23 protein-coding genes are annotated in these 23918 nt (G+C 69.2%); 12 read left to right on the top strand and 11 right to left on the bottom strand.

The features are described 5' to 3' along the window. Window positions 1-9: 9 nt before the first annotated feature. Window positions 10-843 carry a DUF6542 domain-containing protein gene (locus QE397_RS12555; protein WP_307095075.1) on the bottom strand — a complete coding sequence of 278 codons (834 nt, stop codon included), beginning with the start codon at window positions 841-843 and terminating at the stop codon, window positions 10-12. Between the two features lie 20 nt (window positions 844-863). Then, window positions 864-2042, bottom strand: a complete 1179-nt coding sequence (locus tag QE397_RS12550; protein WP_307095073.1) for a DNA recombination protein RmuC — start codon at window positions 2040-2042, stop codon at window positions 864-866. 79 nt (window positions 2043-2121) lie between these two features. Here QE397_RS12550 and QE397_RS12545 point away from each other — a divergent pair, with 79 nt between their 5' ends. After that, window positions 2122-3306 carry an exonuclease SbcCD subunit D gene (locus QE397_RS12545; protein ID WP_307095071.1) on the top strand — a complete coding sequence of 395 codons (1185 nt, stop codon included), beginning with the start codon at window positions 2122-2124 and terminating at the stop codon, window positions 3304-3306. Continuing rightward, window positions 3303-6284, top strand: coding sequence for an AAA family ATPase (locus tag QE397_RS12540; RefSeq protein WP_307095070.1), 2982 nt, complete (start codon window positions 3303-3305; stop codon window positions 6282-6284). The genes QE397_RS12545 and QE397_RS12540 overlap by 4 nt, the downstream gene beginning before the upstream one ends. A gap of 4 nt (window positions 6285-6288) precedes the next feature. On the opposite strand, the gene QE397_RS12535 is transcribed toward QE397_RS12540, so the two are convergent. The 4 genes from QE397_RS12535 to QE397_RS12520 all read right to left on the bottom strand — a co-directional run bounded on the left by QE397_RS12535 (window position 6289) and on the right by QE397_RS12520 (window position 11073). After that, the gene (locus QE397_RS12535) at window positions 6289-7584 is read right to left on the bottom strand and encodes an AI-2E family transporter (RefSeq protein ID WP_082544615.1); all 1296 of its coding nucleotides are present in this window, start codon (window positions 7582-7584) and stop codon (window positions 6289-6291) included. A 98-nt stretch (window positions 7585-7682) separates the two neighbouring features. Next, window positions 7683-8594, bottom strand: a complete 912-nt coding sequence (locus QE397_RS12530) for a DNA-3-methyladenine glycosylase (RefSeq protein WP_307095068.1) — start codon at window positions 8592-8594, stop codon at window positions 7683-7685. Between the two features lie 12 nt (window positions 8595-8606). Next, the gene (locus QE397_RS12525) at window positions 8607-8798 is read right to left on the bottom strand and encodes a YbdD/YjiX family protein (protein ID WP_051612930.1); all 192 of its coding nucleotides are present in this window, start codon (window positions 8796-8798) and stop codon (window positions 8607-8609) included. A 1-nt stretch (window position 8799) separates the two neighbouring features. Further along, window positions 8800-11073 (bottom strand): carbon starvation CstA family protein, encoded by a 2274-nt coding sequence (locus tag QE397_RS12520; RefSeq protein WP_307095066.1) that lies wholly within the window; start codon window positions 11071-11073, stop codon window positions 8800-8802. Window positions 11074-11272: 199 nt separating this feature from the next. On the opposite strand from QE397_RS12520, the gene QE397_RS12515 reads away from it, so the two are divergent. Continuing rightward, window positions 11273-11707, top strand: a complete 435-nt coding sequence (locus QE397_RS12515) for a CD225/dispanin family protein (RefSeq protein ID WP_307095064.1) — start codon at window positions 11273-11275, stop codon at window positions 11705-11707. A 37-nt stretch (window positions 11708-11744) separates the two neighbouring features. Beyond that, window positions 11745-12824, top strand: a complete 1080-nt coding sequence (ychF, locus tag QE397_RS12510) for a redox-regulated ATPase YchF (RefSeq protein ID WP_027503913.1) — start codon at window positions 11745-11747, stop codon at window positions 12822-12824. Between the two features lie 9 nt (window positions 12825-12833). Here ychF and QE397_RS12505 read toward each other — a convergent pair whose 3' ends face one another. Next, window positions 12834-13853: an LLM class flavin-dependent oxidoreductase gene (locus QE397_RS12505; protein WP_222646067.1), complete on the bottom strand. Its 1020-nt coding sequence runs from the start codon at window positions 13851-13853 to the stop codon at window positions 12834-12836. A gap of 71 nt (window positions 13854-13924) precedes the next feature. On the opposite strand from QE397_RS12505, the gene QE397_RS12500 reads away from it, so the two are divergent. Continuing rightward, complete coding sequence (locus QE397_RS12500) at window positions 13925-14359, top strand: VOC family protein (protein ID WP_222638184.1); 435 nt, start codon at window positions 13925-13927, stop codon at window positions 14357-14359. A gap of 7 nt (window positions 14360-14366) precedes the next feature. On the opposite strand, the gene QE397_RS12495 is transcribed toward QE397_RS12500, so the two are convergent. Next, a complete protein-coding gene (locus QE397_RS12495; RefSeq protein WP_307095060.1) occupies window positions 14367-15869 on the bottom strand; it encodes a DUF222 domain-containing protein in 1503 nt (500 codons plus the stop codon). A 60-nt stretch (window positions 15870-15929) separates the two neighbouring features. Here QE397_RS12495 and QE397_RS12490 point away from each other — a divergent pair, with 60 nt between their 5' ends. Further along, window positions 15930-16283: a VOC family protein gene (locus QE397_RS12490; protein WP_056447622.1), complete on the top strand. Its 354-nt coding sequence runs from the start codon at window positions 15930-15932 to the stop codon at window positions 16281-16283. Between the two features lie 182 nt (window positions 16284-16465). Here QE397_RS12490 and QE397_RS12485 read toward each other — a convergent pair whose 3' ends face one another. Beyond that, the gene (locus tag QE397_RS12485; protein ID WP_307095058.1) at window positions 16466-17431 is read right to left on the bottom strand and encodes an SDR family NAD(P)-dependent oxidoreductase; all 966 of its coding nucleotides are present in this window, start codon (window positions 17429-17431) and stop codon (window positions 16466-16468) included. Window positions 17432-17439: 8 nt separating this feature from the next. Beyond that, window positions 17440-17634 (bottom strand): antitoxin, encoded by a 195-nt coding sequence (locus QE397_RS12480; RefSeq protein ID WP_037183861.1) that lies wholly within the window; start codon window positions 17632-17634, stop codon window positions 17440-17442. 73 nt (window positions 17635-17707) lie between these two features. Between QE397_RS12480 and QE397_RS12475 the strand changes: the two genes are divergently transcribed. Then, window positions 17708-19618, top strand: a complete 1911-nt coding sequence (locus QE397_RS12475) for an alpha-amylase family protein (RefSeq protein WP_051612929.1) — start codon at window positions 17708-17710, stop codon at window positions 19616-19618. Here the strand turns inward: QE397_RS12475 and QE397_RS12470 are convergent. Further along, window positions 19615-20781 carry a lipase family protein gene (locus QE397_RS12470; protein WP_307095056.1) on the bottom strand — a complete coding sequence of 389 codons (1167 nt, stop codon included), beginning with the start codon at window positions 20779-20781 and terminating at the stop codon, window positions 19615-19617. The genes QE397_RS12475 and QE397_RS12470 overlap by 4 nt on opposite strands. Window positions 20782-20889: 108 nt before the next feature. Between QE397_RS12470 and QE397_RS12465 the strand changes: the two genes are divergently transcribed. Genes QE397_RS12465 through QE397_RS12445 form a run of 5 tightly spaced genes read left to right on the top strand, consistent with a single transcriptional unit; the run spans window position 20890 to window position 23918 of the window. After that, complete coding sequence (locus QE397_RS12465) at window positions 20890-22128, top strand: acyl-CoA dehydrogenase family protein (protein WP_051612928.1); 1239 nt, start codon at window positions 20890-20892, stop codon at window positions 22126-22128. Window positions 22129-22138: 10 nt separating this feature from the next. Continuing rightward, window positions 22139-22429, top strand: a complete 291-nt coding sequence (locus tag QE397_RS12460; RefSeq protein WP_027503896.1) for a hypothetical protein — start codon at window positions 22139-22141, stop codon at window positions 22427-22429. Beyond that, entirely contained in the window at window positions 22426-23040 is a 615-nt protein-coding gene (locus tag QE397_RS12455) for a bifunctional 2-polyprenyl-6-hydroxyphenol methylase/3-demethylubiquinol 3-O-methyltransferase UbiG (RefSeq protein WP_307095053.1), read from the top strand. Before QE397_RS12460 ends, QE397_RS12455 begins: the two co-directional genes overlap by 4 nt. A gap of 9 nt (window positions 23041-23049) precedes the next feature. Continuing rightward, window positions 23050-23415: a VOC family protein gene (locus QE397_RS12450; RefSeq protein WP_027503894.1), complete on the top strand. Its 366-nt coding sequence runs from the start codon at window positions 23050-23052 to the stop codon at window positions 23413-23415. A 23-nt stretch (window positions 23416-23438) separates the two neighbouring features. Next, the gene (locus QE397_RS12445; RefSeq protein ID WP_222638179.1) at window positions 23439-23918 is read left to right on the top strand and encodes an SRPBCC family protein; all 480 of its coding nucleotides are present in this window, start codon (window positions 23439-23441) and stop codon (window positions 23916-23918) included.

Raw genomic sequence — 23918 nt, 5'->3', positions numbered from 1 at the left:
CCCGGGAGATCAGTCCCGGTCGCGGTAGCGCACCCGTGGTGCGGGGTACGGCGACAGATTCTCCGCACCGGTTCGCCGGGGTTCGTACGGCGTGGGTTCGTACCGGGGGCGAGCTTCCCGTGGGCGACCGTTGTCGGAAGCCGTGACCTGGCCCTCGTAGGCGCGCGGGGCGGGCCGAGCAGCGCGTGACTCCTCGCGCGGTTGCGGTGCGGCGGGCCGTGCACGCCGGGTGCGGTCGTGTCGAGCGTCGGGTGCGTCCGTCCGCGGTTCCTGGCGGGTCCTGCGGCGTTCCTCCGCCCGTCCCGCCGTCTCGCGAGTGGCGGGACGTTCGGAGCGCGACCGTCGGGGTGCGGCGTCACGCGCTGCCGCGGCCGGTCGCGCTGTGCGCGCCGGCTTCCGGACCGGAGTGGGGCGACGATCGAGCGCGAGCCGGGCGCCACCGACGCCGAGGACCAACAGCGTGGTCAGCGCCATGAGCGGGAAGCGATCGACGAGCGGCACGGCGACGGTCAGGACGATGTCCTTGATCGAGGTGCCCGCTCCGTCGGTGAGGATCTGGTATGCGATGGGGACGCCGAGGAACATGATGAGCGGCGGCTGCACCATGGCGGTGAAGAGTCCACGATGGCGGACCGCGACGATGGCGATGAGTGCACCGAGCACGTACAGGACGGCGAACGTCGATCCCAGTTCGTCGCCACGCATGGCATCGACGAGAAAGCCCAGGACGGCTGCGCCCACTGCCACCGCGACGGCGCCCCATGCGGGGATTCCGGGTACCGACGGCACAGCGGAGCGCTGGTCGAGAGGCACTCCCGAGCGTGCGCGTTGGGGGGAAGACACACAGCGAGGTTAGCGTTGATTCAACGACTTGCGTCGTCGGCATGCCCGCGACACGTCGACGAGGTGCCCTCCATCGCAGTCGCGGTCATGGTTCGTGGCCGCTGGTCCACACTCGTGACCTGCGGCGGTTCGCCGTCGAAGAGGGACATCTCGTGCAGCTTGCGTGCTGTGACGAAGACCCGTGCGTCCAACGATCCCGCCGCCGCGTTGAACGAGTCCACGGCCTTGCCCAGCTGTGATCCCAAGCGATCCACGTGGGCTCCGACCGTGCCGAGGCGCTCGTACAGCTCACGGCCCAGCACACGCACGCGAGCGGCGTCCTCGGCCAGTGCGTCCTGTTTCCACGTGTAGGCGACGGTCCGCAGCAGGGCGATGAGAGTGGTCGGGGTGGCGAGCACCACGTTGCGGGAGAAGGCGTGTTCGAGCAGGCCGCGGTCGCGCGTCAGCGCGGCATCGAGGAACGGGTCGCCCGGAACGAAGAGGACGACGAATTCCGGCGACGGGTCGAACGCGTGCCAGTACTTCTTGTCGGCGAGCTGGTCGACGTGTGTGCGCAGGTGTTTGGCGTGGCGTTCGAGATGCCGATCGATGGTCTCGGGATCCTGCTCGGCGCTCGCGTCGAGGAAGGCGACCAGCGGAACCTTGGCGTCGACGACGATGCGCTTGCCACCGGCGAGCTTGACCACCAGATCGGGGCGCACGCCGGGTGCGGCGACCTGGGTGTCGAAGTCGCAGTGGCGCGTCATGCCGGCCAGCTCCACGACCCGCTCGAGCTGGATCTCGCCCCACCGGCCACGAATCTGTGGCGCCCGCAGCGCGGTGACGAGCTGGTCCGTCTGCGACGCCAACTGCCGCGAGGCGCGGTGCATCCCGGCGACCTGCTCGGTCAGTCCCGCGTATGCGTGAACACGGTCGCGCTCGACGAGCCGTACGTGTTCCTCGAGTGCGTCGACCGCCTCCCGCAGCGGGTCGACCAGGTGGGAGACCTGTTGACCGATGGCGCCGGAGTGGCGCCGCGCGGAGTCCTCGTTGAGCAGCGACAACGACCGCCGCAGCGTCTCCTCGTTGTCCGCGGAGACCGCGAGCCGCTCACCCGCACGGGCGAGTTCGACGTCGCCGCGTGCGGCCCGCAACCACCAGCCCAACCCCAGGCCGACGAGAAGGGTGACGAGAGTGGTCACGGCAGCGAGGGCGGTCATGAGGCTCACTATGAACCGGGGTACCGACACACCTTCGGCCCGAGCGTCTTTGTCGTAGGTCTCCGTTAGCGTCGGCGACATGAGAATCCTGCACACCTCGGACTGGCACATCGGGCGCACCTTCCACGGTGTCGACCTGCTGGCCGATCAGCGTCGTGCTCTGGAGGCTCTCGCCACCGTCGTCCGAGAGCAGAGTGTGGACGTCGTCGTGGTCCCCGGGGACATCTACGACCGTGCGGTGCCCAATGCGGACGCGGTCCGGCTGTGCAACAGGGCATTCGAGGCCATCCGTGACGCGGGGGCCGTCATCGTCGCCACGTCGGGCAATCACGACTCGCCCGCCCGGCTCGGTGCCGGGTCGGCGTTCTCCGCTGCCGGCGGTCTGCATCTGTTCACCACCGTCGACGCCGTCGACCGACCGGTCGTGCTGGCGGACGAGCACGGTGACGTGGCGTTCTACGGCATTCCGTACCTCGAGCCGGACGCCACCCGCGCCGAGCTCGGGGTACCCGGCGCTCGTTCGCACGCCGCGGTGCTGCAGGCGGCGATGGGCCGCATCGCGGCCGATCTGGCGACGCGGCACTCGTCGGTCCGCTCGGTGGTGCTGGCCCATGCCTTCGTGATCGGCGGCGAGGGTACGGGTTCCGAGCGTTCGATCTCCGTCGGTGGCGTCGAGACCGTGCCGGCTTCGATCTTCGGCGGTATCGACTACGTCGCGCTGGGCCACCTGCACTCTCCGCAGACCATCGACGACCACATCCGGTACTCGGGATCGCCGCTGCCGTACTCGTTCGGCGAGCGTTCGCATCGCAAGGCTGCGTGGCTCGTCGACATCGACGGCTCGGGTGGCCGCGTCGTCACGCGCGTCGATCTGCCGGTGGTGCGGGGCCTGTCCGTCCTGGAGGGAACGCTCGAGGAGCTCTGCACGGAGAACCGGTTCGATTCCGCGACAGAGCATTACGTCTCCGCTGTGCTCACCGATGCGGTGCGGCCCGTCGACGCGATGCGCCGTCTGCAGGAGCGTTTCCCGCACGCGGTGCACCTCGAGTGGAAGCGCCCGGCCGGTGTCGATTCCGGGAGCTACCGCGAGAAGGTGCAGGGTAGGTCGGACCGTGAGGTGCTCAGCAGCTTCCTCGCGGACGTGCGCAGCGCGCCCTCGTCGTCCGAGGTCGAGCTGCTCGATCGTGCGGTCGAGAACGTCACGGGTCAACGGGATTCGACGTCCGCATCGCCCGTCGAGCACGAGTGGGTGCGCTCGGCGTGAGACTGCATGCGTTGTCGGTCACCGCGTTCGGGCCGTTCGGCGGCACGGTCGACGTCGACTTCGACGATCTCGGGGCCGACGGCCTCTTCCTCCTGCACGGCCCCACCGGAGCGGGAAAGACGTCCGTTCTCGACGCCATCGCCTTCGCTCTCTACGGCGTTCTCCCCGGCTCGCGCCGAGAGAGTCGACGCCTGTTGTCGGATCACGCTGCGCCGGGTGTGGTTCCGCGCGTCGAACTCGACGCGACGTTGGGTGGCCGCCGCCTCACCATCGTCCGGCAGCCGGAGTTCCTGCGCCCCAAGCGGCGCGGGGTGGGAACCACGAAACAGAACGCCAAGGCGACGCTGACATGGCACGACGGCCGGGGCGAGAACCTGACGCGCATCGACGAGATCGCACTCGAGGTCGAGCGCCTGCTCGGCATGCGGGTGGACCAGTTCTTCCAGGTCGTCCTGTTGCCGCAGGGGGACTTCGCGCGGTTCCTGCGGGCGCGCAACGAGGAACGGGGTGCGCTGCTCGAGCAGTTGTTCGACACCGATCGGTTCCGAGACATCGAGACGTGGTTCCAGGATCAGCGTCGCGCCAGCGCGGAGCGTCTCGCCGGGCGATCGGAGTCCGTCGACAGACTGGCTGCCCAGGTGGCCACCGCCGCCGGCGTGGACCTCTTCACGGGCACCGACGTGGTGGAGTGGGGGACGGATCTTCTGGGCGGTGCCCGCGAGCTGGCCCGTGGGCGCACAGAGCATCTGCGGACCGCGCGCGCCGAACACGCCGCGTCTCGTGAGACCGCTCGGATCGCGCACCGCCGCCGGGAGGCACGCGAGCGGGGGGCCGCGGCAGCAGCACGACTCACGGTGCTGGCGGACGGCGACGCCGAGCGCGCGCAGCAGATCGCTGAGCTGGACCGTGCGCGTCGGGCGCTGCCGGTGCGCGATCGCGCCGTCACCCTCGACCAGCACCGTCAGCGCGCGGACGCCGCCGCCGCGACGATGCGGCGCCGGGAGCGGGCAGCTGCCGAGACCGAGGCCGCCGTGCTCGTCGGGACGTTGTCGTGGCCGCCCCGTCCTGCCGATGCGGAGGTGCTCGATGCCGCGGTGCACCGGTGGAGCGGCGAGTGCGCGGTGCTGGACAGTGTCGCCGGCGACGAGTCCGATCGAAGGACGGCGGTGGCCGATCGGGAACGCGCCGTCGGCCGGGTGCGCGGTCTGGAGACGGACCTGCGGGCGGTACGGGTACGTCTCGACGCGGTGCCCGAGGAGCGCGCGGCGCTGGACGCCGAGCATCGAGTAGCCGTCGCGGCTCGTGCGGGTCTCGCCGGCCTGGAGGCGCGGCATCACGGTGCCGAGGACGCGGCACGCGCACACGTCGAGTGGGCTCGCGAGTCCGAGCGCCTCGCGGCGGCCGTCACGACGGCCGAGCGTGCCCGGACCCGCTACGACGATCTGCGCACGGAATGGTTGGACCTGCGGGAACGCCGTCTCGAGGGGATGTCCGCGGAGCTCGCGGCGGGACTCGAGGACGGCGCCCCCTGCGGAGTCTGCGGCGCGACGGAACATCCGGCGCCCGCATCTCCGACCGCGGGGCGGGTGTCCCGGGACGACGAGAACCGCGCGGGACAGCGGGTCGGTGCAGCCGAGGCGGAACGCACCACGGCGGACGCCGCGGTGCAGCGCTGCCGACAGCGTGTGGACGAGCTCGCGACCCGGTGCGCGGATCGCACCGCAGCGGAACTCGCGGCCGAACTGGACGCGGCCACGACGGCACTGGCGGAGGCGCGGCGTGCCGCGGATCGTCTCGCGGCGATCGACACCTCGCTGGCGGCGCTGGACGAGGAGACCGCAGGTCTGCGGGTGCGGGCCGATGCGATCACGACCGAACTGGGCGTCACTCGCGGGCGTACGGAGGCGCTGGAGACTCGGATCGCGGAGGCCACCGCGCGCATCACGGCCGCCGTGGGGACGACGTCCACCGTGGCGGAACGGCGTGCCGCACTCGACGCGGCCATCGCAGCCGCGGTGGCGTGGCGCGACGCTCGCCGCGACGCCGACTCGGCCGATCAGGCGGTGATGCGGCTCGAGACCGACCTGGTGGAGTGCGCGCGCGAGCACGGATTCACCGAGGTCACCGACGCTCTGGCGGCGGTCCGTGACAGGGCCCGGTGCGCGGTGCTGGAGAACGCCGTTCTCGACGCCGAGAAGCAGCGCTCCGCGGCTGCGGCCGTGCTCGCGGAGCCGGACGTGGCGGAGGCGATGGTGGGGGAGACCGTCGACACCGCTGCCGTCGGTGCGGAGGAGATCCGACTGCGGGGGTTGCTGGACGAGGCCATCGCCTCGGCCGGAGACGCCGACAGTCGGCTACGCATGCTCGAGGACCTCGTCGCCCAACTGTGGGCCGCTGCGGACCGTCTGGGACCTGCCCACCTCGAGCACGCGGAACTCGAGCAGCTGGCGGAGGTGGTGGCCGGCAAGGGCGCCAACGCGCGCCGGATGTCGCTGCGGTCCTACGTGCTGGCCGCGAGGCTCGAGGACGTCGCCACTGCGGCATCCGTGCGCTTCCGGTTGGTGTCGCAGGGCCGGTTCGAGTTCGTGCACTCCGACGACGTGGGCCCCCGAGGCACCCGCGGCGGGCTGGGTCTCGACGTACGCGACGACTACACCGGGGTGGTCCGGTCGGCGGGCACCCTGTCGGGCGGCGAGGCGTTCTGCGCGTCGCTCGCGCTCGCGTTGGGTCTCGCCGACGTCGTCGCGGCCGAGGCGGGCGGCATCACCCTGGACACGATGTTCATCGACGAGGGGTTCGGAAGCCTCGACTCGGGATCACTGGACGCCGTCATGGGAGTCCTCGACGAACTCCGGTCCGGTGGGCGCACGGTGGGCATCGTCAGTCACGTCGACGAGATCCGTGACCGGGTCCCCTCACGCCTCGAGGTGATCCGCGAACGTCACGGATCCACGGTACGAGTGCACGCGGGAGTGTGACCGCTCAGTCGTCCTTCTTCTCGTCGTCCTCGTGCGTGTCGACGTCGATCGGAGTCGGTGCCACGTCGTCGGACTGGTCCGAGGGCGCCGGCGCGTATCGGGTCTTCTCGTCGTGGACGACGACGGGCGCGTCGTCACCGGGTGTGCCGAGATCGTCGTGGATGCGTTCGGCGATGTCGTTCGCGCCGGGATCCTCGTCGGACCGAAGTTCGATCTGCTCATTGATGTAGCGCAGCAGCACCGCGGTGGCCGCAGCGACCGGGACCGCGAGGAACGCCCCGATGATGCCGAAGATGGAACCGCCGGCGGTGACGGCCAGCAGCACGATCGCGGCATGCAGGTTCATCGACTTGCTCTGCAGGATCGGCTGCAGGACATTGCCTTCGATCTGCTGCACGGCCAGGATGATCGCCAGGACGATGACCGCGGTGGTGAACCCGTTGGCCACCAGCGCGACCAGGACGGCGAGGGCACCGGCGACGAAGGCACCCACGATGGGGATGAAGCCACCGAGGAAGGTGAGCGTCATCAGCACCGGGGTCAGCGGCACGCCGAGGATCACCAGGCCGATGCCGATGAAGATCGCGTCGATCGCGCTGACGATGGCCTGGGTACGGATGAAGCCACCCAGGGTGTCCCACACCCGTCGGAGTACCTCGGCGAGATGACCACCGGCCTTGCGTCCGGCCAGTCCGTGCAGCCAGGGGAGGAAGCGCGGGCCGTCTTTGATGAAGAAGAAGCTCAGGACGAGCACCAGACCGAGCGTGACCAGGATCGACCCGGCGGTGGCGACGCCGGCGAAGACGCCCGAGGCGATCGCCGTGCCGCTGTCCTGCAGCTGCGTGACGATGGCTTCGACGGCGCTGTCGATCTGCTCGTCGTCCAGATTGATGGGCGGGCCCTCGAGCCACTCCTGGACCTGCGAGACGCCGAGGGTGGCGCTGTCCGCGAGATCGGGAGCCTGGCTGATGACGGAGGGGACGATGAACGCGACCACACCGGCGAGTACCGCGAGGAAGCCGAGGAGTGTGGTCAGTGCGGCGAGCGCGGGCGGAAAGCCGATGCGGCGCAGCAGCCTGGTGGGCGGCCAGAGCACCGTCGCGACCACCAGTGCCAGCAGAACCGGGAGCATGATCACCCACAGCTGGCCGACCAGCCAGCCGGCGATCCACAGCGCTGCCGAGACGACGAGGAGCACGGCGGACCACTTGGCCAGCCAGAGTCCGCCGGCGCCGAACAGGTCGCTGCGATCACGGCCCGACGCGGAGCCTGCGGAAGTGGTGGGCGCGTTCTCGCTCACGTGTGTCCTCTCGTCTGACGATGATGCGGCGAACGCAGAGTCGAACGCGCTGTGACTGTACCCGGGAAGCCGATTCCGCACGCATGGCGACGGAGGGACTACCCGATGGTGAGCCCGCGGGCGAGAAGGGCAGTACGCCACAGGTGCATGGAGGCGTAGGACCGCCACGGTGACCAGTGGGCGGTGTCCGACAGATCGATGTCGAGGAGGGCCGCGCCCTGCCGGACCACCAGATCGGTGTCGAGCAGCACGTCGGGGTCGCCCAGCAACCGCATCGACACGTAGCGGGCGGTCCACGGGCCGACACCGCGCAGTGCCAGCAGTGCACGTTCCTGGGTGGCCGCGTTGCCGTCGTGGCGCACGTCCACGGCGCCCGATGCCAGAGCGTCGGCCGTCGACGCGATCGCGGCGACCCGCTGCGCCGGACCGGTGAGGATCTCGGTGCCGTGTGTGGCCACGGCCTCGGGTGTGGGGAACAGGCGAGTGATGCCGTGGTCGGCTTCGCCCTCGTCGTCGCCCACCGGATCTCCGAGGGCCGCGACGAGCCGGGCTGTGTGCGTGGCCGCGGCACCGAGCGAGATCTGCTGACCGATCATCGTGCGAAGAAGCACCTCCGCGGCATCGAACGCCCCGGGAACGCGGATCCCCGGGGCCGCGGCCACCGACGCGGCGAGCGCAGGATCTGCCGCGAGCGCAGCGTCGACGGGAGCCGCGTCGACGTCCAGGGCCAGTACCCGCCGCACTCGGGACAGCGCGGTGGGGACGTCCGACGCGTCCCGGGCTCGCGTCTCCACCCGGACGACTCCCGCGCCGCCGTCACCCGGGACGAACCGGCACGTGACGACTGCGGGGCCGTGATCGAGGCGCAGAGCCCGGCGGTAGACGCCGTCCGTGAAGGTCTCCATGCCCGGAACCGCGTGACCCGCCAGGAACCACCGCATCCACCCCGTGTCGTACGGAGCGGAGTACGGCAGCTCGGAGGTGTCGAGGGTCCAGCGCGGCGACGTCACCCCGTCATGATCTCAGCAGCAGCGTGCGCCCGGATTCGCGTCCGCCTCCGCATGACGTGCCTTCCAGTACTCGCGCTCGGACGGCACCGGGTGCCCGGGATGGACCCGGTTCCGGTGCTCGACGAAACGCTCGTAGTCGTGATCACCCATGACGGAGGTGATCCACCACGTCGCGGCGCGAACGGACTTCAGGACGGCGTTCATGTCAGTGGCCCGTTCCCGGCCGACGGACCGTGCCGTCGGCGATGAGGACGTCCCACTCCGCCTGCACCGACTTCTCCGCCTCGGTGGGGAGGAAACCGCTGGGCGCGAACAGCTTCGACGGTACGTCCTCCTCCTCGCTGCTGGGCAGTCCACCGGCGCGGATCGCCTTGAAGCAGACGGCGAATCCGGCGAGCGCGACGATGAGGACGAGCACCGCGAAGACGATGGACAGCGTGCCCTGGATGAAGGTGTTGCGGATGACGGCGTCGATGGCCTCCGGTGTGGCGGCAGACCGGAACTCGGTGAGGCCCTGCGACTTCGCTTCCTTGAAGTCGCTGTGCTGCGCCCAGTAGCCGATGGCCGGAACGTCGGAGAAGATCTTCTGGTACGACGCCGTCATGGTGACCACGAGGTCGAAGGCCAGCGGCAGCGCGGGGATCCAGGCCCACTTCAGCAGACCCTTTTTCACCACGACGGTCAGGACGACCGTGAGCGCGATGGCGGCCAGCAACTGGTTCGCGATGCCGAACAGCGGGAAGAGCGTGTTGATGCCGCCCAGCGGATCGGTGACGCCCATGAGCAGGATGGCGCCCCAGGCGGCGACGACGATGACCGAGCAGATCCAGGCACCGACGCGCCACGACGGATCGCGGAACTTCTTCGCGCCGCCGCCGAGGTTGCCGAGCGAGTCCGACAGCATGAAGCGAGCGACACGCGTGCCTGCGTCGACGGTGGTGAGGATGAACAGCGCCTCGAACATGATCGCGAAGTGGTACCAGAACGACTTCAGGCTCTCGCCGCCGAAGACCTGGTGCAGCACCTCGGACATGCCGAACGCGAGCGTGGGGGCGCCGCCGGTGCGCGAGATGATCGACTCCTCACCGACGTCCGTCGCGGCCTGCGACAGCTCGGCCGCGCTGACGTCCCCGCCTGACAGTCCGAGCCCGTTGACGTACGCCGCGGCGGTCTCGGGTGTTCCGCCGGTGAGTGCGGTCGGTGCGTTGAGCGCGAAGTAGATGTGCTGATCGAGAATGCAGGCGGTGACCAGAGCCATGATGGCGACGAAGGACTCGGTGAGCATGCCGCCGTAGCCGATCATCCGCATCTGCTTCTCCTTCTCGAGAAGCTTCGGCGTGGTGCCCGATGAGATCAGCGCGTGGAAACCGGAGAGCGCGCCGCAGGCGATGGTGATGAAGAGGAACGGGAAGAGCGATCCGGAGAACGCGGGTCCGTTGCCCTCGCTGGCGAACGACGTCATGTCCGGCATCTGCAGGACGGGTCGAGCGATGAGGATGCCGACGGCGAGCAGCACGATGGTGCCGATCTTCATGAACGTCGACAGGTAGTCACGCGGGGCGAGCAGCAGCCACACGGGGAGGATCGACGCGGCGAGACCGTAGGCGATGAGCAACCACGCGACGGTGACCTTGGACAGCGTGAACCAGTCGGCGCCCCACTCGGTCTCGGCGACCCAGCCGCCGGAGATGATGGCGAGCAGCAGCAGGACGACGCCGATAAGAGAGACCTCGGAGACCTTGCCCGGGCGCAGGTACCGCAGGTAGACACCCATGAAGAGGGCGATGGGGATGGTCAGTGCGATGGAGAAGACGCCCCACGGGCTCTCCGCGAGTGCGTTCACGACGACGAGTGCGAGCACCGCGATGATGATGATCATGATGACGAAGACGCCGATGAGGGCGGCGATACCGCCGACCACGCCGAGCTCCTCGCGGGCCATCTGACCGAGGCTGCGGCCGCGTCGGCGCGTGGAGATCCACAGCACCAGGAAGTCCTGCACCGCGCCGGCGAAGACGACGCCGATGATGATCCACATCGTGCCGGGCAGATATCCCATCTGCGCGGCGAGGACGGGACCGACGAGGGGACCGGCGCCCGCGATCGCGGCGAAGTGGTGGCCGAACAGCACCCGACGGTCCGTCGGCATGTAGTCCTTGCCGTTCTCCAGGATCTCGGCGGGTGTGGCCCGATCGTCCCGCGGATGGACGATGCGGTTCTCGATGAGGCGTGCGTAGAACCGGAACGCGAAGATGTAGGTGCAGACCGCCGCGACGACGAACCACACCGCGTTGACCTGCTCGCCGCGGATCACGGCGATCACGGTCCAGGCGACAGCGCCCAGCAGACCGATGATGACGAAGACGATGCGTTTGGGCACCGTCATCGGTGAGCGGTCGACGACGCCCACGGGGGGAAGGTCGTCGTCGGTCTTGAGGAACTCGACGTGCGAGTTCCCCTTGTCGGACACGGCAGTCATCTGCGGGCTCCTGGCATGCGGTGGAGGGGCGGCGATCATCGTGTGATCGCAGTCACTGTAAGCAGACCGACCGACATTTCGTGCGGTTGTGAGCCTGGCGTGTGCGGATCGTTGCGCCGAGCGGTCCGGGACCGTCGCCGAACGTCACGACATGACAACGAGACCCCACTCGCGCGCCCCGACTGCCTACGATGCTCGTGTGTCAGACCACCCCGAGTACCCGCAGCAGCCGTACACCGGTTCGTCGTACGAGCCCGACCTGACGAAGGGGCCGACGGACACCGGAGCGTTCCCGACCAGCGGAGCCTTCCCGCAGCAGCAGCAACAGCCGAGTTATCCCCAGCAGCAGTACGGCCCGCCGCCGCTGCCGCCGACCAACGCCGGCTGGGCCGCCGCCGCGCTGATCTTCTTCTGGCCGCTGGCGTTCTCGGCGTTCAACCACTCGAGCTCGGTGCTCCCGCGGTGGTCGCTGGGCGACTATCAGGGTGCGCACTACGCGTCGGAGCGCACGAAGCAGCTGGGCAAGTACTCGCTCTACATCTTCGTGGGGCTCTTCGCGCTGTTCATCCTCTTCTACGTGCTGCTCATCGCCTTCGCGATCTCGGCGGGATCGGGCACCGACTACACGTACTGACAGGGCGGTCGGGGGCGGCACGTAGACTCTCCTCCCTGTGAGCCTCACCCTCGGAATCGTCGGACTGCCCAACGTCGGTAAGTCGACCCTGTTCAATGCGCTGACCAACAACGACGTGCTGGCGGCGAACTATCCGTTCGCCACCATCGAGCCGAACGAGGGCGTCGTACCGTTGCCGGATCCGCGGCTGAACGAGCTGGCCAAGATCTTCGGTTCCGAGAAGATCCTTCCGGCGCCCGTCACGTTCGTCGACATCGCCGGCATCGTGAAGGGCGCGTCCGAGGGCGCCGGCCTGGGCAACAAGTTCCTCGCGAACATTCGTGAGGCCGACGCCATCTGCCAGGTCGTGCGCGTGTTCGCCGACGACGACGTGGTGCACGTCGACGGCAAGGTCGATCCGGCCGCCGACATCGAGGTCATCGAGACCGAGCTGATCATCGCGGACATGCAGACCCTCGAGAAGGCGATCCCGCGTCTCGAGAAGGAAGTTCGCACGCAGAAGGATCGCGCGCCGATGGTCGCCGCGGCCAAGGAAGCGCAGACGATTCTCGACAGCGGCACGACGCTGTACTCGGTGAAGGACACGTTCGACGCGTCGTCACTGCGTGAGCTCAATCTGCTCACCACCAAGCCGTTCCTCTACGTCTTCAACGCAGACGAGTCGGTGCTCACCGACGACGCGAAGGTCGCCGAGCTGAAGGCTGCTGTCGCACCCGCCGACGCCGTGTTCCTCGACGCCAAGATCGAGTCCGAGCTCGTCGAACTCGACGACGAATCCGCGATGGAGCTGCTCGAGAGCATCGGCCAGACCGAGCCCGGCCTGCACGCCCTGGCCCGCGCCGGCTTCCACACCCTCGGACTGCAGACCTACCTCACGGCGGGGCCGAAGGAGTCCCGCGCGTGGACCATCCATCAGGGCGACACCGCACCCCAGGCCGCCGGTGTCATCCACACCGACTTCGAGAAGGGCTTCATCAAGGCGGAGGTTGTGTCCTACGACGACCTCGTCGCCGCCGGATCCATGGCCGCCGCCAAGTCGGCCGGCAAGGTCCGCATCGAGGGCAAGGAATACGTCATGGCCGACGGGGATGTGGTGGAGTTCCGCTTCAACGTCTGAGCGGGACTGCTACCGCCAGCCCAACTCCGGCGCCACGTGCGTCAGCACCGACTCGATGAGGTGTGCGCAGTACTCGACGCCGAGCTGGTTGGGCACGGTCAGGAGCAGTGTGTCGGCCGCGGCGACGGCTTCGTCCTTCGCCAGCTCCGCGATGAGCTTGTCTGGTGAGCCGGCGTAGGTCTTGCCGAAACGAGCGATGCCGCCGTCGATGTAGCCGACCTGATCGCCGCTGCCGCCCTCGCGGCCGAAATACGCACGATCCACGTCGTCGACGATCGGGAAGATGCTGCGGCTCACGGACACTCGCGGTTCGAACGAGTGGCCGACGTCGGACCACGTCTTGCGGAAGCGCTCGATCTGTTCGGCCTGCAGTTCGTGGAACGGCACGCCGGTGTCTTCGCTGAGCAGAGTCGAGCTCATGAGGTTCATGCCCTGCTGCGCCGTCCACTCGGCGGTCGCACGAGTACCTGCACCCCACCAGATGCGCTCACGCAACCCGTCGGAGTGCGGCTCGAGGCGCAACAGGCCGGGCGGGTTGGGAAACATGGGGGAGGGGTTCGGCTCCGCGAAGCCCTTGCCCTCCAACAGGTCCAGGAAGATGCGCGTGTGCTCACGGGCCATGTCTCCGCTGTCGGTGCCCTCGGCCGGGGCGTAGCCGAAGTAGCGGAAGCCGTCGATGACCTGCTCGGGCGATCCCCGGCTCACTCCGAGCTGCAGCCGCCCGCCGGAGATCAGGTCGGCGGACCCGGCGTCCTCGGCCATGTAGAACGGGTTCTCGTAGCGCATGTCGATGACGCCGGTGCCGATCTCGATGCGACTGGTCTTGGCACCGACGGCCGCGAGCAGAGGGAACGGCGACGCGAGCTGGTTCGCGAAGTGGTGAACGCGGAAGTACGCGCCGTCTGCACCGAGTTCCTCTGCGGCGACCGCGAGGTCGATCGACTGCAGCAACACGTCCGATGCGGAGCGCGTCTGCGAGTGCGGCGACGGTGACCAGTGCCCGAACGACAGGAACCCGATGTTCTTCATGCACCGGAGAACGCTGACGGCGCCCGAATATTTCCCTTCCGACGGCCGCCACTGTCGCCTAGCGTGGATCCATGGCTCAGGTGAGACAGGTGCAGGTCACCTTCGATTGCGCGGACCCCGAGCGAGTCGCCCGATTCTGGTGCGAGGTTCTCGGATACGTGGTGCCGCCGGCGCCCGCGGGCTTCGCCGACTGGGCGGAGTTCGACCGTTCGCTCCCTGCCGAGAGACAGGGGTCGGCCTTCGCCTGCGTGGACCCGAACGGGGTGGGTCCACGCCTGTACTTCCAACGCGTACCCGAGGCGAAGACCGTCAAGAACCGCGTCCACCTCGACGTCCGTGTGGGCGTCGGCATGGTCGGTGACGAGCGCCTCGGGGCTCTGGAAGCGGAATGCGCACGCCTCGTCGACCTCGGAGCCACGCGAGTGCGGCTCCTGCCCGCGGGCGACGGAGAAGAGTCCTGCATGGTGATGCAGGACGTCGAGGGCAACGAGTTCTGCCTGGACTGACGTCCTGTCAGAACGGTGGTGGGTCGTCGTTGTCGGCGAACTCTCGTCTGCGTCGGTTTCGGGAGCGTTCGGACCGCCGCCGGGCATGCTTGTCTGCCAGGCGGGTTCTTCGCCTGGTCGGTGATGTGCGCGGGGGATCCGGTGGGTCCTGCGCCGGCTGTTCGAAGGTGATGTCGGCGAGTCCGGGGTGCAGGTCGTACCCGTTGTGCGCCGGGCCCGGAATCACGCGTCCCTCGGGTGTGGCGATGGTGGAGACGACTCGTCCGGTGTCTCCGTCGAGGTACTGGTCGTCGACGAAGTCGCCGAACGTCTTCAGGTTGTGGTGAAAGCGGCACTTGGCGCCGAGGTTGACGTCGGTCGTCTGACCGCCGGCCGCGGGGCTGTCGTGGTCGTACTCGGTGATGTGGTCGAGGTCGCCGGTCCAGACGGCGTTGCTGCAGCCGGGCCAGGTGCAGTACTGATCGCGGATGCGCACGAACGTGTCGAGGGCACTGGACGGGCGGTAGGGATCCGCGGGTTGCGAGGCGGGGTTGGTGGCGGCGACCGGCCTCAGAACCGCGTCGGGGCGCGCGGCGAGGTCGGCGACGTGGTCTGGGGAGATGACGCCGTGGCCCGCGAGGAAACCCGGGTTGCCCTGCTGTGCGGAGGTGGTGTCCGCGTTCACGGTGGCGGCGTCGGCGACGACGTGCACGATGACGGTGGTCAGGAGGCCGTCCTCGCCGGTCCAGCCGGGAGCGTCGCAGTCGTCACGGTCACACTGGCATTCGAAGGGGGTGCGCGTGGCGAGGGCGAAGAGGGCGTCGCTGCGTCGGGCGCCGGCGCTGCGCGGGTCTTTCGGGCAGACGCGTCCGGCGAGGTCGTCGACAGCAGCGGCGACGAGGACGGCGTTCTCGGCGGGCATGGTGGCGCACTGATAAGCCATGCCGTCGGGTGCGGGGTCGATCCAGAAGCCGCGGTCGTCCTTCGCGCGAGTGCGACGCTCGCGGACGGCGTCGGGGTCGTGGCGGTAGACGATGCGGTCGACCATGTCGCGCATCCGGGCCACTGACCAGGAGCCGCGTCGCCGTAGTGCCGCCGCGATCTCGGCATCGACCAGGTGGGCATGGTCGGTGCCGTCGACGAGGTCGGTGCGGGCGATGATGGTGTGGATGTACTTCGGGGTCACGAGGCCGTCGCGGAGGCAGGCGGCAACGTCGGGCAGACGATCTCGCAGGGCCACGGCACGGGTGAGGATGCCCTCGCCTGCGCCCTGGGTGATCGACAGGACTGCGGCGATGCGGGCGGCGCAGTGAGTGGTGGCGTCGAATCGGCGGCGGTCGGCGGTGTCCAGCGGCGCGACCAGTCGGGTGTGCAGTTCCGCCGCGGCCCGGTAGCGGGTCCATTCGAGGTACGCGGCGCCGGCGGTGGCGTGGGTGAGTGCGCCGAGGACGCCGTCGACCGTGACGTCGGCGAGGTGTCCGGGTAGGCCCATGGCCTCCGGATCGCGCGTCGCCCACCCCTGTTCGAACATGTGTTCGAAGGTAGCAGCGGGCACCGACACGAACAGGCCGAGAGGGGCAGAATGCGCACCATGCGAGTCGAGCGCATCACCACCAACCTGCCGGTCGAGGACATCGCCGACGCGAAGTCGTTCTACACCGATTTCCTGGGACTCGCGGTCGAGGAGTTCGATCTCGGTTGGGTCGCCCGCTTCACGTCACCGGAGACCGGTGCGCACGTACAACTGGTGACGCGAGATGCGACGAGTCCGGTGGAGTCGGCGATGTCGGTTCACGTCGACGACGTCGATGCGGCGTACGAGGAGGCCGTCCGTCGCGGTCACGAGATCGTGCATCCGCTCACCACGGAGGAGTGGGGAGTCCGACGATTCCTCGTGCGCGCTCCTGACGGAAACGTCGTGAATGTCGTGATGCACCGAGCGTGACAGTGACTCGTCACCGACATCCGCCGTCCGAGGTGCACGCCTGCAACGACGCGTCTTGACTGTCGGGGACAGATGTTCCCTGCAGTGAGGACTACCGCCATGCTTTCGCTCTGGATCTGGAATCAACCGTGGGTCTGGTCCTCGATCGTGTCGAACCTGACCGATCTCCTCTGACGGAGACGTCAGCCGAGGTCGATACCCGTGGCCTCCACGACCGCGCCCCACAGTGCGTCCCGTGCCTCCGGCGAGTCCCGCCGCCAGGACGGGTAGTGCGTGGGGCGCGGTCGTCTGTCGTGCCAGAACATCCCCGTGGACGCGAGTGGCTGATCGGCGGCCGCGAGCCACACGATGGTGTCGGCTCCGTCGTCGGCGGTGCGCAGGATCGGTTTCATCACCGAGCCGAACATCGGAATGGAGTCCGTGACACCGGGTGTGGCCGCCCACCCCGGGTGCATGCTGTGCACGACGGGATCGTCGGGCCCGGTGAGGCGCTCCGCCAGTTGCTCGGTGATCACCACCTGCATGCGCTTGGTGCGGGCGTACGCGGTGAGGCCCGAGTAGTCGCCGTGAGCGAACTCGACGTCGGTGGTCTGCAGCGGAACCGGATACATGCCGCCGCTGGAGACGAACACCACGCGGGACCCCGCGTCGAACAGCTCGCGTAGCCCGACCGTGAGCGCGACGGGCCCGAGCACGTGGGTCGCGAAGGCCATCTCGTGCTTCTGTGCGGTCTCGGTGCGCTCGGGCGGCATGACGCCGGCGCAGTGCACCACCGCGTGGATCGACGTCAGCTGAGCGGTCAGGGTGGTGACCAGCGCAGCCACGGCATCGAGGTCGCTCATGTCGCACTCGTGCGCGACGAGCTCGGCGCCGGGCACGGTGTGGCGGATCTCGGTCGCGGAGGCGTCGAGCCGCCGCGCCGAACGCCCGACCAGGTGCACCCGCGCACCGAGGACGGCCAGTTGTCCGGCGGCAGCTGCGCCGAGACCCGAGCTGCCGCCGGTGACGATCACGTCGATGGGGGCGGGGAACGGGGCCGGATCGGCCGCCCAGAATCGACGACGGACGGCCGACCCGATACGGGAGTAGCCGGGCACGACCGTCCGGTCGAGCGCCTCGTCCAGCACTCCTGTCAGAAAGTTCCCCACCGCGACCACTAGGCGGGAGGACCGTCGGTGCGGTCGCTGTTCTTCTCGCCGATGGCGTCCTTGGCCTTGTCCAGCGCGCCGTCGATCTGGGAGTCGTGCCCGGCGAACTTCTTCTTGGCCGCGTCGCCCGCTTTGTCCAGTGCCTGTTCGACCTTCTCCTCGTTCTGGTCGAGCTTGCGCTTGATCTCGCCGAAGTTCACCATCGGTCGTCCTCTCGTTGATCGTGTGAGCTGCAGTTCGAGGCTACCCACTGCCGGGCGTGGAAGAATCCCGACCATGCCGCGCACCGCCGTACCCGACGCGATCCACGACATCATCGGTGCGGCACTCGCCCCGCTCCCGCCGCACCGGCGGGACACCTTCACTCTCCGTGTCGAGCGCTGGTGGCCCGATCTCCACGAGGCCGTCACCGCCCTGTACGCGGAGCCCGATGCGGTGGCGCGCACCCTCGTCGAGCGCGCGGCACACGCGTTCGCGGACCGGCCCGACGAGCTGCACCGGCTCGACGAGCGGCGTCTGCTGGAGCCGGACTGGTTCCAGCAGCCCACCATGTTCGGGTACGCCTGTTACGTCGACCGTTTCGGTGACACTCTGTCCGGTCTGGCGGATCGGCTGGACCACCTGACGGATCTCGGTGTCACCTACCTGCACCTGATGCCGCTGCTCACGCCGCGTCCGGGCGACAACGACGGCGGGTACGCGGTCATGGATTACCGCACGGTGCGGGAGGACCTCGGGACGGTCGACGATCTGCGGGCGCTCGCCACCACCCTGCGCGAGCGCGGGATCAGTCCCGTGATCGACCTGGTCCTCAATCACGTTGCTCGCGAACACGAGTGGGCGGAACTGGCGCAACAGGGCGACGCAGTCCACCGCGACTACTTCCACATCCATCCCGATAGGTCGACGCCCGACGCCTACGAGCGCACGCTGCCCGAGGTGTTCCCCGACTTCGCACCGGGGAACTTCACGTGGGACGACGGCGTCGACGGCTGGGTCTGGACGACCTTCAACGAGTGGCAGTGGGATCTGAACTGGGCCAATCCCGCGGTGCTGGTCGAGTTCGTCGACATCGTCGCCGCTCTCGCGAACCTGGGCATCGAGGTGGTCCGTCTCGACGCCATCGCCTTCCTGTGGAAGCGGCTGGGAACCAACTGTCAGAATCAGCCCGAGGTGCACGCGATCACGCAGATCCTGCGGGCGACGGCGCGCATGGCCTCGCCTGCGCTGTTGTTCAAGGCCGAGGCGATCGTCGGACCACGAGATCTGTTGCCCTACCTGGGAACCGGATCGCACACCGGTCGGGTGTCCGACATCGCTTACCACAACAGCCTCATGGTCCAGGTGTGGTCGATGCTGGCCTCGGGCAGTACCGAGCTGGCGCGCCACGCCCTGTCGACACTGCCACCGACTCCGCCGGGCGGGACGTGGGTGACGTACGTGCGGTGCCACGACGACATCGGATGGGCGATCGACGACGGCGACGCGGCCGCGATGGGTCTGTCCGGCGCCGGCCACCGACACTTCCTCGCCGACTGGTATTCCGGAGAGTTCCCGCAGTCGTGGGCGGAAGGTCTGGTGTTCCAACACAATCCGGACACCGGCGACCGTCGGATCAGCGGGACGGCGGCGGCGCTCTCGGGCCTCGGTGCGGAGCGACGGGATCCGGACGGCGCGTTCGCCCGGCTGTTCCTCGCCCACGCCCTCGTCGCGGTCTGGGGCGGGATCCCCGTGGTGTGGAGCGGGGACGAGATCGGCTCGCCGGGTGATCCCGACTGGGCGGCGGAACCCGGCCACGAGGACGACAACCGGTGGGTGCACCGACCGCGCGTGACCGACGCCGACAGGGCGCGACGCCACGAGCAGGGCTCCGACGCGCAGCGGGTGTTCGACGGCATCGCGCACATAGCCCGCGTGCGGTCGGATCTGCCCATGCTGCATGCCGAGGCGCCGGTCGACGTTCTGGGCGATCTGGACGACGGAGTGCTGGGTGTCCGCCGTCGGCACCCGAGCGGCACACTCGTCGCCCTGTTCAACGTGAGCGACACACACCGCCCGGTGGCGGTGTCCGTCCTCGGCCGCTCGGGAATCGTCGCTCCGCGGGAGGTGCTGACGGGCGTCGGGTCGGTCGACGACGACACCGTCTGGCTCCCGCCGTACGCCGCCTGGTGGGTGGTGGACGGCTAGCCGTCCCGGAACCTCGCGTCGATCCACCGCATCGCGAACGGCAGACCGGACAGCGCGCCCACGAAGTGGTCGCCGAACACAGGCCGGTACTCCACGTCCGCGCCGCGTCCGCGCCACGCGTCGACCAGGTTCAGGACGCCCTGCTCGGGGATCCACCGATCGGCGAACCGGGGCACCGCAGCACCGTGATAGAACGCCACGGGTACGACGGGCGCGTCCGCCCCCGGAGTGTTCGCCTCGATGACGGCGCGCGCGGTGGCGGACTCGAACACGCCCGGGTCCACGGACAGCCGTTCCACTCGCAACCGCGCCAGCCCGGACAAGGCCAGCGGGACGACGGACAGGTCCTTGATCATCGACGCGAGAACGATGCCGGTGGGGCTGAACTGCTCGACCAGGGCTGGGTGTTCGCGAGCCATGCCGATGATCGCCGCCCCGAAGAGGCCGGCTCCGAGAGTGCCGTTCATGGTCCCGCGCAGCAAGCCGACGTCGACCGGTGATCCTCCAGCCACGGCGCCGCGCAGGACGAGCTCGGGCGCGTAGGAGGGGTGCAGTTGCGCGGCCCAGGCCGTCGCGATGGCACCGCCGCTGTAGCCGTAGAGGGCGGTCGGGCTCGTCGCGTAGGACGGGTCGAGCGCGACGAGTCCGCGGATGCTGTCGAGCACGGCGTGCCCTGCCATGGTCCCCTCGGCGTAGGCCATACGCGGTCCCTGATGGTCCGGGATCAGCACCGCGTACCCGCGCTGAAGCCAGAGCGGAACCACCGTGGGGAAGTCCTGGCCGACGCCGTGGACGATGCGATACGACGGTGTCGACCGGGTGCCGAGCGAGTCGATCGCGACGTTGTGCACGACCACGGGCCGGGTACCCGACCCGCGCCACGGCCTCCTCGGTTCCATCAGCGTGGCGGTGACGGGCACCGAACGACCGAGAGCGTCGGTGGAGCCGACCATGAACTGGCGCAGGCGGGTTCGTGGTCGCGGGAACCATCCCGTCGCATCGCGGTGGCGCACGAGGACACCCGGTGACAGGTCGTGATCAGGCGTGTCGAAGAAGGAGTCGCCGGCGATGGGGGTCGGCAGGATGGCCGCGTGTGGATCCGCCGCCATCTCCGATGTGATCCGCCCCGCGATCAGTCGATTCATGCTGCGCGACAGCGCCATGGTTCCCCCCGTTCGGGTCACCGTACTGCCTCGGGCAGCGGCCGTGGCAAGAATCTCCTCGAGTCCAACGGTGTCGGCCGACGGCGCCGACGTGCAGTCTCGTCTCCCGTGACGACGACACACGACCGAGTGACCGACGGCCCGGCGACCGACGAGGCCCTCCGCGCCCGCTTCCAGCCCGTCTTCGACCGCATCGCCGAGGGCGCGGTGGCCCGCGAGAAGGACAGACGGCTCGCCCACGACGAGATCGCGCTGCTGCGCGAGGCCGGCTTCGGCGCACTGCGCGTGCCGGTCGAGCACGGTGGCTACGGCGCCTCGGTGACGCAGTTGTTCTCGCTGCTGGTCGATCTCGCGGCCGCCGAGTCGAATCTGCCGCAGGCGCTGCGCGTGCACTGGAGCTTCGTCGAGGACCAGGTGGCGGCAGAACCGGGACCCGACCGCGACGCGTGGCTGCGGGCGATCGCCGACGGCACTCTCGTCGGCAACGCGATCACCGAGCCGGGTGTCGGGGCGGTGGACCACTACCGCACGACGGTCACGCGCGGCCCGGACGGTCTGCGTCTGAACGGCGAGAAGTTCTACAGCACGGGCAGTCTCTACTCCGACCACATCCTGGTCGCTGCCGACCTCGACGGCGAGCGGGTGTCCGTGCTCGTCGACTCGGACGCTCCCGGCGTCGTGCAGCGTGACGACTGGGACGGCTTCGGGCAGCGGCTCACCGTCAGCGGCACCACCACGTTCACCGACGTCGCCGTCGACGAGTCGCGCCTGCTCGGACCGGGGTACGGCGCACCCGGACGCACGTACGCGACGTCGTACCTGCAGCTGGTCCAGCTCGCGGTCCTGGCCGGCATCGCGCGCCGCGCCGCCGACGACGTCACCGCGTGGGTCCGCGCCCGCACCCGCAGCTACACCCACGCCGCCGCCGACCTGCCGCGACACGATCCGGTGGTGCAGCAGCTCATCGGGCGGCTCGAAGCTGCCGCCTGGTCCTCCCGCGCCCTGGTCCTGTCGGCGGCCGCGGACGTCGAGAGCGCCGTCGAGGTGGGCGACGACGCATCGCTCGACCGGGCCGAGCTGAGCACGTCGCACGCCCAGGCCGTGGTCGTCGACCTCGTGCTGGACGCGACGACGCAGTTGTTCGAGGTCGGCGGAGCATCGATCGTGTCGGAGACCCTGGCCCTCGACCGGCACTGGCGCAACGCGCGCACCATCTCCGTGCACAACCCGGTGCTCTACAAATTGCGCTCGGTGGGTGCTCACGTGCTCAACGGCGATGACCTGCCCTACGCCTGGTCGGCGGGGAACAAGACGAGCATCGCGGCGCCCGCTACGGGCAGGGGATAGCGTCACGGGCATGACACACGCCGGTGGCACCGACCCGAAGCCCTACTCAACGGGGGAGCGGGTGTTCGGTCCGCCCAACGGCACGTTCGACGCGGACTGGGCGGCGACGGCCCTGCGCTCGAACCGGCCGGAACTCGACCACGCGACGTCGGTACGTCTGGTGGAGAAGGCCTGGGACCTGCTGCGCTCGCAGGGGCTGCGCGGCAGCGAACTCGCCGATGCCCTGGATCTCGAGCCCGGGCTGGCGTCCGCGGTGTCCGACGTGGCGACCGAGACCGCGCGCTTCTACCTCGACCGGTGACCGCTACCCGGTGGTCGGCCGAGCGCAGTGCCGAGGACTCGCACGCCTACGTCGCCCGCTTCCGGGAACTGGAGGCGTCGGGCGCGGACATGCACGGGGAGGCCCGCTTCGTCGACGCCGTGCTGCCCCGAGCCGCGCGTGTCCTCGACGCAGGATGCGGAACCGGACGACTGGGCGCGGAACTCGCGCGGCGCGGACACACGGTGACCGCCGTGGATCTCGACTCGGTCCTGGTCGAGGAGGCGTGTCGACAGCACGGCATCACGGTGGTGGAGGGCGACCTGGCGACCATGGATCTGGAGCCGCAGTCGTTCGACGCGATCGTGGCCGCCGGCAACGTCATGGTCTTCCTCGCCCCGGGCACCGAGTCGACGGTGCTCCGGCGCTGGCACGACGCGGTGGTCCCGGGCGGGGTGGTGATCCTGGGGTTCGCGACGGACCGCGAGTACACCGCCGACCGGGCCGAACGAGACGTCCGGGAGGCCGGCTTCACGGCCGTGCAGCGCTTCTCCACCTGGTCGGTGGCACCGTGGCGCGAGGGTGCGGAATGGGTTGTCCTGACCGGGTACCGACAAGCGGGAAGTCTCTCGGGCATCGGCACGCCTGGCTAGAATTCGGACATGACACGACCCACGATCGACATGGACTACACGGTTCTCGACTGTCCCGATCCGGTGGCGCTCGGGCGTTTCTACACCGCTCTGCTGGGGTGGAAGGTGGTGCAGGACGATCCCGACTGGACCGTGATCGAGGGCACCGGCGGCTCGCGTCTGGCCTTCCAGAAGGCGCCCGACTTCGTCCCGCTGTACTGGCCTCGGGAGGGCATCCGCATCCACCTCGATCTCGTGGTCGACGACATGGAGGCGGCGCAGGCCTTCGCTGTGGAGCAGGGTGCCCGCGTGCTGGACGACGACGGCGAACACCCGGGTTTCCGCGTGTTGCAGGATCCCGTCGGTCACCTCTTCTGCCTGTGCAGGCGCGACTGACTGCTGCGCCCTACCATCACCCCATGACCACCGACAGGGTCCACGAGTTCGTGATCGAACGTTCCGTCCTCGTCGACGCTCCGGCGTCGACCGTGCACGGTTTCCTCGACGATCTGCACCGGTGGACGTCCTGGTCGCCGTGGGAGGGCAGCGACCCCGATCTGTCCCGCACCTACAGCGGCTCGGAGTCCGGGGTCGGGGCGTCCTACGCCTGGTCGGGTAATCGCAAGGCCGGTGCCGGGTCGATGACCATCGTGGATTCGACGGACGATCGTGTCGTGCTCGATCTGCTGTTCACGAAACCGTTCAAGGCCACGAACGTGACTGTCTTCCTGCTGTCGCCGGCAGGAAGCGGCACCGAGGTGACGTGGCGAATGACGGGACAGCAGAACCTCGTCGCGCGTCTCGTCGGCAGGATCGTGCCGATGGACAGGTTCATCGGCAGGGACTTCGAGAAGGGACTCGCCGCGCTGAAGTTGCAGGCGGAGCAGCAGGACCGTTGA

It is taken from the genome of Rhodococcus sp. SORGH_AS_0301 (assembly GCF_030818285.1).
Classification (GTDB): domain Bacteria; phylum Actinomycetota; class Actinomycetes; order Mycobacteriales; family Mycobacteriaceae; genus Rhodococcoides.
Note: the sequence above shows the minus strand (reverse complement) of the source record. Positions and strands in the feature narration are given on the sequence as shown.